This is a genomic window from Poseidonibacter sp. (genome assembly GCF_041821165.1).
GTDB lineage: Bacteria > Campylobacterota > Campylobacteria > Campylobacterales > Arcobacteraceae > Poseidonibacter.
In genome coordinates, this window is sequence record NZ_JBGUES010000107.1 from 1 (window position 1) to 8,035 (window position 8,035).

9 protein-coding genes and 1 pseudogene are annotated in these 8,035 nt (G+C 26.3%); 8 read left to right on the forward strand and 2 right to left on the reverse strand.

Features of this window, described 5'->3' with window-relative positions; translation table 11 throughout:
- Nucleotides 1-419, reverse strand: a pseudogene (locus ACERKK_RS08870) (hypothetical protein); the annotation flags it as partial.
- A 113-nt stretch (nt 420-532) separates the two neighbouring features.
- Here ACERKK_RS08870 and ACERKK_RS08875 point away from each other — a divergent pair.
- The 8 genes from ACERKK_RS08875 (at nt 533) to ACERKK_RS08910 (ending at nt 6,783) form a co-directional block, all read left to right on the forward strand.
- Nucleotides 533-1,273: a response regulator gene (locus ACERKK_RS08875; RefSeq protein ID WP_373772725.1), complete on the forward strand. Its 741-nt coding sequence runs from the start codon at nt 533-535 to the stop codon at nt 1,271-1,273.
- A gap of 70 nt (nt 1,274-1,343) precedes the next feature.
- Nucleotides 1,344-2,297, forward strand: a complete 954-nt coding sequence (locus ACERKK_RS08880) for an AAA family ATPase (RefSeq protein WP_373772726.1) — start codon at nt 1,344-1,346, stop codon at nt 2,295-2,297.
- A gap of 3 nt (nt 2,298-2,300) precedes the next feature.
- The gene (locus tag ACERKK_RS08885; protein ID WP_373772727.1) at nt 2,301-3,134 is read left to right on the forward strand and encodes a DUF58 domain-containing protein; all 834 of its coding nucleotides are present in this window, start codon (nt 2,301-2,303) and stop codon (nt 3,132-3,134) included.
- Entirely contained in the window at nt 3,134-3,529 is a 396-nt protein-coding gene (locus ACERKK_RS08890; protein WP_373772728.1) for a hypothetical protein, read from the forward strand. The genes ACERKK_RS08885 and ACERKK_RS08890 overlap by 1 nt, the downstream gene beginning before the upstream one ends.
- The gene (locus ACERKK_RS08895; protein ID WP_373772729.1) at nt 3,522-4,427 is read left to right on the forward strand and encodes a VWA domain-containing protein; all 906 of its coding nucleotides are present in this window, start codon (nt 3,522-3,524) and stop codon (nt 4,425-4,427) included. Before ACERKK_RS08890 ends, ACERKK_RS08895 begins: the two co-directional genes overlap by 8 nt.
- A 329-nt stretch (nt 4,428-4,756) precedes the next feature.
- Nucleotides 4,757-4,990 carry a hypothetical protein gene (locus tag ACERKK_RS08900; protein WP_373772730.1) on the forward strand — a complete coding sequence of 78 codons (234 nt, stop codon included), beginning with the start codon at nt 4,757-4,759 and terminating at the stop codon, nt 4,988-4,990.
- Between the two features lie 108 nt (nt 4,991-5,098).
- Nucleotides 5,099-5,464, forward strand: a complete 366-nt coding sequence (locus tag ACERKK_RS08905; RefSeq protein WP_373772731.1) for a hypothetical protein — start codon at nt 5,099-5,101, stop codon at nt 5,462-5,464.
- Nucleotides 5,465-5,643: 179 nt separating this feature from the next.
- Nucleotides 5,644-6,783, forward strand: a complete 1,140-nt coding sequence (locus tag ACERKK_RS08910; RefSeq protein ID WP_373772732.1) for a PQQ-dependent sugar dehydrogenase — start codon at nt 5,644-5,646, stop codon at nt 6,781-6,783.
- A gap of 28 nt (nt 6,784-6,811) precedes the next feature.
- Here ACERKK_RS08910 and ACERKK_RS08915 read toward each other — a convergent pair.
- A partial coding sequence (locus ACERKK_RS08915) for a UDP-N-acetylmuramoyl-L-alanyl-D-glutamate--2,6-diaminopimelate ligase (RefSeq protein ID WP_373772733.1) occupies nt 6,812-8,035 on the reverse strand: 1,224 nt, incomplete at its 5' end.

The following is an 8,035-nucleotide window of genomic DNA, read 5'->3' on the forward strand; positions in this document are numbered from 1 at the left end:
GTCATATAATTTTCTTTAAATTGTTTATATTTAACCAAAGAAGCACTTGCGTCTTTTAATGCTGGAACTTTTACTTTTTTTATAGGAGCATTTTTAATAATCTCTTTTTTGGGTACTTTTTTAATCTCTTTTTTTTCTATTGTTTTTTTTACTTCTTTTTCCTTTTTTGATTTTTTAATCAACTTTCTTTTTGCATCTTTTTTTATTTTTTTATCAAAAACTTCTTTTTTTATTGTTTTTTCTTTTACAGATTCTTTTTTGATTGGTTCATTTTTTTTAATTTGTGCCAACTGCATAGATATCTTTTGATATTTAGGTTTTGATATTTTAATTTCTTCTTTTTTGTTTATTAATGTAAAAGCAAAAAGATGAGTAGAAATAATAAGTAGACTTGATAAAGTAAAAATGATTAAATTCACGTAACCTCGATGATTATAAATTATCAATAAGAAAGCCATTTAAACTTATCTTAAAATGATAGTGAGTATCATAACCAATATAAATCACAACAAAATCACATTAAGGAAAATAATTGTCTAAATCGACAAATTCACTTTACAAAGAATCTGATATCTTAATAGTAGAAAATGATATGGATTTTGCCTTATCAATTGAATTAACTCTAAAAAAAATGAATTATAATGTTAGTGGAATAGAAACAAATCCAAAAGATGCGATAGTACATGCTAGAAATAAAAGACCAGATATTATTTTAATTGATATAAATTTAAAAAATAGTTCAATATCAGGAATAGATGCAGCTTGCCAAATTTGGAGAGATATGAAAATTCCAATTGTTTTTCTTACATCATACTCTGATGATAAAACAATAAAAAAAGCACTTGAATGTGAACCTTATGGTTATCTTATTAAGCCTTGTAAAGATATAGAATTAAAAGCTACTATCAATATAGCTTTACATAAACATAAGTATTTTTTTGAAAATAAAGATAATATTATTCAAAAACAGAATCATTTTATTTATATAAATAACTCTTTTAAATTTGATAATTCTAGTTCTATTTTATATAAAGATGAAGAACAAATATCTCTTACAAGAAATGAGAAAAAACTATTTGAAATAATATGCAATAATCCAAATGAAATCACAAGTTTTAATACAATATCTTCATATATTTGGAGAGAACCTATCTATGATATGGGAAAATTAAGAACATTGGTTTATAGATTAAGAGTTAAATTAGGTATTAATCCTTTTGAAAACATTTATGAAGAAGGTTATAAAATAAATACGATAAAAAAACTTGCTTAATATTATTAATTTTTAAATTTTATTTATAAGTAATTCGATAAAATGACGTACAAAAAATCAAGGAAAGAACTTGAATCTTCATGAAAAAATAATTAATTTAAAAAAAGAGATAGCAAAAGGTGTAGTTGGCCAAGAAGAAATGGTTGATTCCATTTTAATTGGTTTACTAACAAATGGACATATTTTATTAGAAGGTGTTCCAGGACTTGCTAAAACAACAACTGTTAAAGCAATTGCTGATTGCATTGATTTAAACTTTAAAAGAGTTCAATTTACACCTGATTTACTACCAAGTGATATTATCGGTGCTCAAATATATGATATGAAAAGTGGTGACTTTAAAATAAAAAAAGGTCCTGTATTTACAAACCTTTTACTTGCAGATGAAATAAACAGAGCTCCTGCAAAAGTACAATCAGCACTGCTTGAGGTTATGCAAGAAAGACAAGTTACAATTGCAGAAGATACATTCAAAATTGATTCTCCATTTTTAGTACTTGCAACTCAAAACCCAATTGAACAAGAAGGTGCATATACACTTCCTGAGGCTCAACTTGATAGATTTATGTTTAAAATTGTTGTAGGTTATAATTCAAAAGAGCAAGAGTATGAAATTGCAAAAAGAGTAACAATGAATTCTTTTGAAAAAATAAGCAAAGTTATAGATAATCAAACATTAGAACTACTAAAACAAGAAGTTCAAAATATTCATATTGATAAAGAGCTTGAAGAGTATATTGTTGATATTATTTGTGCTTCAAGAGATCCTAAAGATTATGGATTAGATGACTTAGAAGATTTGATTCACTTTGGAGCAAGTCCTAGAGCTACAATTGATATGTTTAAAGCTGTAAAAGCAAATGCATTTATTAGAGGAAATGATTATGTTTCACCTTTAGATATTGCACTTGTAATAAAAAGTGTATTAAGACATAGAATCATATTAACTTATGAAGCACAAGCTCAAGATATAAATGTTGATGATGTTATTCAAAAAATTATTGAAAAAGTGACAATTCCCTAAGCTATGAATCAAGCACTAAAAAAAATACTTATAAAAACTAAAAAACAAGTTTTTTCAGAAATCATAGGAAATAATACTTCAAAACAAAAAGGTGAAGGTTATGATTTTTGTGAATTAAAAGAGTATGAGTATGGAGAAGATGTAAAAAATATTGACTGGGTTATAAGTGCTAAAATGCAAAAACCTTTTGTCAAAGTTTTTCACTCTCAAAAAGAGCTAAATATAAAAATAGTATCAATTCTAAATGGCTCTACATATTTTGGAACAAAAAAGTTCAAACAAGAACTTATTTGTGAAATTTCTAGTGCTTTAGGATTTATTTCAATAAAACAAGGTGACCCTTTTGCTTCATATATTGCAAATACTGATTTGAAAATTTGTACAAAAAAATCTAAAAGAAACTTTTCAGTAAATTTTATGACAGAACAAATGTATAACTATGATGTTTTACAAAAGCAAGTAAACTACCCTAATATCACAAATGAACTTTTTAAAACTATTCATCATAAATCAATTATATTTTTAATTGGAGATTTTTTTGATATTGAAAAACTTGACTTAAAACTATTATCAAAAAAACATGAAATTATAGCAATTGTAGTTCGTGATAAGTTTGAAGAAAATCCAAGTGAACTAGGAAATATAAATCTAATTGACCCAAGTACAAATCAAAACTTTGAAGGTATTATTGATAAAAATACAGTAAATAAGTATATTGCTAAAGTTAAAGAAAATGACCATGTTTTATTTAAACATTTTCAAGATTTAGCTATTAAATTTACCAAAATATATACACATGAAGATCCAATAAAAAAACTAATTGGAGTATTGAAATAATGAATCCAAGTAACGAACTACAAATTCATGATATAAAAGATATTGTTGAAATACCTGATTATTCGATATTTATCTTCTATTTTTTAATATTTTTAGCAGTTTTAGCTCTGTTTATTGTGATTGTATTTATTATAAAATATTTTAAAAATAAAAAACCAAATCTAAGAAAAGAGTATTTTAAGATTTTAAAAGATATTGATTATTCACAAGCTAAAACTTCTGCTTACACTATTAGTAAATACGTAAGACTATTAGCAAAAAATGAAAGAGAAAATATCTTAGCCGATGAACTAATAGAACTTTTACAAGAGTATAAATACAAAAAAGAAGTAAAACAAATAGATGATAATATAAAAGCAAAATTATCAACTTTTATGGATGTTGTAGATGTTTAATAATATTGGTTTTGAATACCCTTATGTTTTTATTTTAATTTTAGTATTTATTTTTTGTGCTGTTTACTGCAAGGCTAAATCAGCTACTTATTTAATTCCACATTTAAATATTTTTAAACAATCAAATCAAAAAGCAAGTATATTAATCAATACAATCAAATATCTTATTGCCCTACTTGCAATAATTTCTTTAGCATCACCAATTAAAAAACTAGATACTCAACTAATCAAAAATGATGGTATAAATATCATGCTAAATCTTGATGCAAGTGGTTCTATGAAATACAGAGATTTAGATAAAAACGACAAAAGTAAAAATAGATTTGATGTAGTAAAAGATATAGTAAAAGATTTTATTGATAAAAGAAAAGCTGACAATATTGGACTTGTAGTTTTTGGAGATTTTGTGATGATGGCAAGTCCTCTAAGTTTTGATAAAAATACTCAAAATGAAATATTATCATATTTAGAAGTTGAGATTGCAGGACAAAAAACAGCACTAATTGACTCAATTGCTTCAAGTGTAAATATACTAAAAGAGAAACAAGACACATCAAATATCATAATAGTTCTAAGTGATGGAGAAGATACAGCAAGTACGATTCCTCTAAATATCGTAATAAAACTACTAAAAAAATACAATATAAAAGCATATACAATAGGAATAGGAAATGCAAATAGATATGTACTAAATGAAATTGCAAAACAATCAAATGCCAAAGCATACACAGCATTTTCAAAAGATGATTTAGCCTTGATTTATGAAGATATCAATAAACTTGAAAAATCAGAAATAGACCAAAATAAAATCATCTTAAAAGAGTATTTGTATTTTTATCCACTTTTTATAGCTGTATTGCTTTTGATTTTATTGATTTATTTAAGAAGTAGAGAGTAAGGTATATTTTTTATATACTTTATTATTGTTATTTCTTCTTTTGTCAAAACTAAATATTTTTCTTAAGGGACATAATGTCCTAAAAGTAAGATATTTGACAAATAACGGAACACTTTGTCCTTTTATCTTGATATAAGGAGATGAAAGGACATCTTATATTTAAGAATCATAGTCTAAAAATTAAGATTTATTGTTATTTTAAATAAAATCAATTATTAAAGGTACATAATCTATGTCTTTTAATAATAGATTTATATATTAATTTGGATATAGTGTTCGTTGAATAAATAGTTATATCTATGGTATGACAAATTAAAAGGAAAATTAAAATGGATAATAAAAAATATGAAAAGTTAATAACAATTATTAGCCAAAATGAGGTAGTTGGACAACCTGCAGTTGAAGCAACAAATTTGTTACTTAGTTTAAAGAAGGAAGATTTACAAGAAAAAGATTTTAATCGTATTGATAGTTTTATAACTGTAACTAGAACTACAATGACACAAGAAGAATATAATCATATTGATGAAATATTAAGTTATGTAAGAGGTGAGGAACATTAAGATATAACAAAATACAGGAAAAAACAAGTAACCCATCGGATTTTTAAGGCTCGAAGAGCTATCATTTAGTGGTTACAAAAAAGACTAAACGAACTGATTGAGGGTTACTTGTTTTTCAGTTTGGTCGTTATCTATAGGAGTAAAGTTATCACTGAAGCAGATAAAGAAATTATAAGTATTTTAAAAGAACTTATCAGAAAAAAAGAATCAAAGGAACTTATAGACCCTGATGATCTTTTGCAAGAAAAATTTATAAAAACATTTGGATTAATGTCTTTAATATTAATAATATTATCTGTCGTTTCTAAAATATTAGATCAAAGTCAAGAAGGATTAGGATTAATAAGTTCTACTACATTTACTTTATTTTTTATGATGCTATTTATGCATCTTAACAATAAATCAAAAAATCCAAGTATAATTTTATATGTGTTGACTTTTTTATCAGCTATGATTCCAATATGGTTTACATAGATAACAAATCATTGGAGAGAAATATTTGACCCTGCGGCTCAAATATTTCTCAACTTAAACGTTAGAATACAAAAGGAAATATATAAAAGAACCATCTAAAACTTTGAGAAATTCTGTTCTGAATCAAATGGAATTAGAATTGTTCCAGAACTTTATAATGGTACTAAAGGAAAAATATCATGTTCTTATTACGTTCATTAAGCTATCTATGCCTTATCTCACATTTATTTTCATCAATTATTTATGCCAACTCAACTACTGAAATATTTTATAGTAATCAAAGCTCGAAACTCCAAGCTCAAAGTTTTGGTGAATTTGATGAGCCATGGGCTATGACATTTCTACCAAATGGTAAACTTCTAATAACTGAAAAAAAAGGAAATTTACTTTTAGTAGACCCTTATAATAAGTCTAAAATATCTGTTAAAAATATACCAAGTGTTGCTTATGGTGGACAAGGTGGATTAGGTGATATTATTCTTCATCCTTTATATGAAAAAAATAAGTTAATATATTTATCCTATGTTGAAAAAGATTTATTAGGAAAAAGAGGTGCTGTTGTTATAAGTGCAAAACTTGACACTAATATAAAAGAAACAAAACTTCAAGATATTGAAATAATTTGGGAACAAAAACCTAAAGTATATGGAAGTGGACACTTTTCTCATAGGTTAGCATTTTCTAGTGATGGGCATTTATTTATAACATCAGGAGATAGACAAAAGCAAAGACCAGCACAAGATTGGAATCAAAACTTAGGAAAAGTAATAAGAATAAATGCAGATGGTACAACACCTATTGATAATCCATTTCAGGATAAAGGCGAACTTGCAAAAACATACTGGAGCTTAGGTCATAGAAATCTATTAGGTATTGCTTTTGATGATAAAGGGCAGTTGTGGACACATGAAATGGGTCCAAGACACGGAGATGAATTTAATCTTACAATTGCAGGAGAAAATTATGGTTGGCCTCTTGTATCTTGGGGTAATCAATACTCAGGTCTTAAAATTCCTAATCATGACACAAGTTCGCAATTTCATTCACCAGAATTATATTGGGTGCCAACAGTTGCACCATCTGGTTTAATTATCTACAATGGTTCTATGTTTCCACAATATAAGAATAATGCTTTTATTGGTGGATTAAGGTCAGAAGCATTAATAAGAATAAAAATTGATAAAAATAAAGCTTATGAAGTAGAACGATTTAATATGAAAAAACGAATACGTGAAGTTGAACAAGGACCAAAAGGTGCAATATGGGTTTTAGAAGATAGAAAAGATGCAAAGCTTATTAAGCTCACACCATATAAATAGTAGTAAAAAAAGATTTAAAGCATATCAATTAGATATACTTTAAAATCTCTTCTTTATCTGAAAATGGAAACTTTTGGTCATAAATCGTTTGAGTTGATTCATCACCTTTTCCAAGAACTAAAACAACAGAATCTTTATCTGCCATTTCAATTGCTTTTTTTATAGCAGTTTTTCTATTTACATCAACGATTACACTTTGATGATTTTGAATTCCTTTTAAAATATCTTCGATAATTAAATCAGGGTCTTCAAATCTTGGGTTATCAGATGTTACAATAATATGCTTAGCATAAGAAGCAGCTACTTGTCCCATAAGAGGTCTTTTTTCATGATCTCTATCGCCACCTGCTCCAAATACACAAATTATATCTTTGTGAGCAAAACTTTGAAGTACTTCTTTCATTCCATCAGGAGTGTGTGCAAAATCAACGATTACAAATGGTTCATCACTTATGATTTCCATTCTACCGCTAACTCCTGCAAAGTCTTCTACTACTTCACAAATATCATCAAGATTTCTATTTGTTACAATATGAACAGCACTTACAGCTGCCATTAAATTATAAACATTAAAAATACCCATCATAGTTGAAGAAAAAGAGTGCATAGCTCCAAAATGAGAAAACATTACATGCATTCCATTTTTAAAAGAGTAAGCCCCTACTTTATATGTTGAAGGTTCATCAAGTGAATATGCAAAACCATTTTTAACATTGTATTTTACAACTTTATCATCTTTGTTGATTAACTTTTTTGAGTCATCTGCAAAAAATGAATTTTTAATATTGATATACTCTTCGATTGTTTTATGATAATCTAAATGGTCTCTTGTAATATTTGTATGAATTTTAAGTTCAAAATCTAAACCTTCAATTCTTTTTTGTTCAATTGCATGAGAGCTAACTTCCATTACGAAAAAGTCACAATCATTTTGCATTGCTTTTTGAATATTAGAAAAGTTTCCAAGTTGAACAGGAGTAGTTAAAGAATAATCTTCAACTCTTTCATCATTGATAAAAAATCCTCTTGTACCTTGAAGTGCAACTTTATATCCTAAATCTAAAAGAATAGAATAAATAGCAGCTGCTGTTGTAGTTTTACCGTTAGTTCCAGTAATACCAATAATTTTTATACTTGATAAATCTATGTGATTTTTTAATTCACTTGCAAGAATTATTTTTTTACAGCCATTTTCTATTGCATTTTCTTTAAATTTTTCGTTTTGTTTAGAGACAACAAAAACACTGTTTTC

Excerpts from the sequence above, each read along its gene's own strand:
- ACERKK_RS08885 (WP_373772727.1), top strand. The coding sequence starts at position 2,301 with ATGAATCAAGCACTAAAAAAAATACTTATAAAAACTAAAAAACAAGTT.
- ACERKK_RS08890 (WP_373772728.1), top strand. The coding sequence starts at position 3,134 with ATGAATCCAAGTAACGAACTACAAATTCATGATATAAAAGATATTGTT.
- ACERKK_RS08895 (WP_373772729.1), top strand. The coding sequence starts at position 3,522 with ATGTTTAATAATATTGGTTTTGAATACCCTTATGTTTTTATTTTAATT.
- ACERKK_RS08900 (WP_373772730.1), top strand. The coding sequence starts at position 4,757 with ATGGATAATAAAAAATATGAAAAGTTAATAACAATTATTAGCCAAAAT.
- ACERKK_RS08910 (WP_373772732.1), top strand. The coding sequence starts at position 5,644 with ATGTTCTTATTACGTTCATTAAGCTATCTATGCCTTATCTCACATTTA.